Origin of the sequence: Humidesulfovibrio sp. (genome assembly GCF_035560995.1) — a bacterium.
Lineage (GTDB): Bacteria > Desulfobacterota > Desulfovibrionia > Desulfovibrionales > Desulfovibrionaceae > Humidesulfovibrio.
Map to the genome: position 1 here is coordinate 1 of NZ_DATMYK010000142.1, position 2,015 is coordinate 2,015.

The 2,015-nt window shown below is 68.8% G+C and carries 2 protein-coding genes and 1 pseudogene; 1 reads left to right on the forward strand and 2 read right to left on the reverse strand.

Annotated elements, in window-relative coordinates; translation table 11 throughout:
- A pseudogene (locus tag VN419_RS05690) lies at positions 1–682 on the forward strand (iron-containing alcohol dehydrogenase); the annotation flags it as partial.
- Positions 683–774: 92 nt separating this feature from the next.
- Here VN419_RS05690 and miaA read toward each other — a convergent pair.
- Together miaA and VN419_RS05700 are read right to left on the reverse strand one after the other, a co-directional pair.
- On the reverse strand, positions 775–1,701 hold the full coding sequence (gene miaA, locus VN419_RS05695; RefSeq protein WP_325645360.1) for a tRNA (adenosine(37)-N6)-dimethylallyltransferase MiaA: 927 nt from the start codon (positions 1,699–1,701) through the stop codon (positions 775–777).
- A 13-nt stretch (positions 1,702–1,714) separates the two neighbouring features.
- Positions 1,715–2,015: pantetheine-phosphate adenylyltransferase (locus VN419_RS05700; RefSeq protein ID WP_414652919.1), on the reverse strand; the 301-nt coding region annotated here is incomplete at its 5' end.

The window sequence follows — 2,015 nt, forward strand, 5'->3', positions numbered from 1 at the left end:
CCCGGCCCTGGCCATCGTGGACCCGGAGCTCAGCGCCTCCATGCCGCCCAGGCTGACGGCCGTCACGGGCATGGACGCCTTCTTCCACGCCGTGGAGTGCTTCCTTTCCACCGCGCGCCAGCCCATGAGCGACATGCTCTGCCTCGAGGCCGCCCATCTGGTGACCCGCTTCCTGCCCCAGGCCGTGGAACAGGGCGACGACCTGAACGCGCGCACGGCCCTTGCCTGGGCCAGCACCGCAGCGGGCATGGCCCTGGCGCTCTCCTCGCCCATCTCCCAGCACGCGCTGGAGTATTCCTTCAGCGGCTCGGGCCGCGGCTCGGAGCACGGGGCCGGGCTGACGGTCCTCTCGCGCCCGTACTTCCTGCGGCTCATCGAGCTTGCGCAGGCGCAGAATGACGAAGACACCCTGGACCGGCTGCTGAACCTCTCTGTGGCCATGGGCTTCGGCGTGGATGAGGACGACGAGGCGCACCCCTTCCTCATGGCCTTGCAGGCCCTGCTGGAGGCCGTGGGCCTGGAAGGGCTGCGGGCCGAGGACATGGGTTTCAGCGCGGAGGAAATTCCCGCCTATGTGGCGGCGGCCATGGAGCACAAGGCCCTGCGGAACTTCATGAACACGCCGGTGTCCATGGGCGAGGCCGACGTGCGGGCCATTTTCGAAGGGGTGTTCAGGCGCTAGGCGGGGAATTGTTGCAGATGGGCGCGGGCGTCACTCAAAGTCCGCGCCCCAGGCGCGAGCGTCATTCAGAGTCCGCGCCCCAGGCGCGGGTGTCATTCACAGTCCGCGCCCCAAGCGCGGACAAGGCCCGGCAGGCGGTCGAAGCCCTCGGCGCGGATCCAGCGCACGCCCGGCTCCTTGGCGAACCAGGTGAGCTGCCGCTTGGCGTAGGCCCGCGTATTGCGGTACCAGAGGTCACAGGTCTCTTCGAAGTCCACCTCGCCCAGAATGTGCGCCAGCAGCTCGGCGCAGCCGATGCCCGAATAGCCCGGCGCCTCGCGCTCCGGCGTCTGCTCCCAGGCCCGCCGCACCTCGTCCACGGCCCCACGCTCCAGCATGACGCCGATGCGCTTGCGCAAACGCGGCTCCAGCTCGCCGAGCGTGGTGGAGACCCCAACCTTGCACAGGTCCACGCCCGTGTGCCCGCGTTTCTGCTCATGGAACCACACGGACAGGGGCTTGCCCGTGCCCAGAAACACCTCCAGGGCGCGCGCGATGCGCTGGGTGTCGTTCTTGTGCAGGCGCGCGGCGGTCTCCGGGTCGGCCTGGGCCAGATCCTCGTGCAGGACATTGGGGCCTTCCCGGCCCATGCGCTCCAGCACCCACTGGCGCACGTCCGGCGCTATGGGCGGGATGTCCGCCAGGCCCTGCTCCAGGGCCTTCACGTACAGCCCTGTGCCGCCCACCAGCACGGGCACGCGGCCAGCCTCCTGGGCCTCGACCATCTCCTTGCGCGCCAGTTCGGCGAAGCGGGCCGCGCTCATGGCCTCGGCCGTGGGCAGAAAGCCGTACAGCCTGTGCGGGCACTGGGCCTGCTCGTGGGCCTCCGGCTGGGCGGTGACGATGGGGAAATCGGCGTAGAGCTGGCGCGAGTCGTAGTTGATGACCGTGACGGGCATGCTCCGGGCCAGCCCGAGGGCGGCTTCGGTCTTGCCGGAGCCCGTGGGCCCCAGGATGCAGACGGCGCGCAGCATGCCCATCAAACGCTCCCCGCTACTGCTCGCCTTTCAGCGTCTCATACTTCTCTGAAAGCTTGGCCAGCACGGGCTCGGACACCAGCCCCTTGACGTTGCCGCCATGCAGGGCCACTTCCTTTACGATGGTGGAGCTCAAGTACATCCAGTTGTAGTCGGTCATGAGGAACACGGTCTGCACCTCGCGCGAGAGGCGGCGGTTCATCAGCGCCATCTGGAACTCGTACTCGAAGTCCGAGACGGCGCGCAGGCCGCGCAGGATGGACCCGGCCCCGCGCTGCTGCACGTAGTCGATAAGCAGGCCGTCAAAGGACTCCACC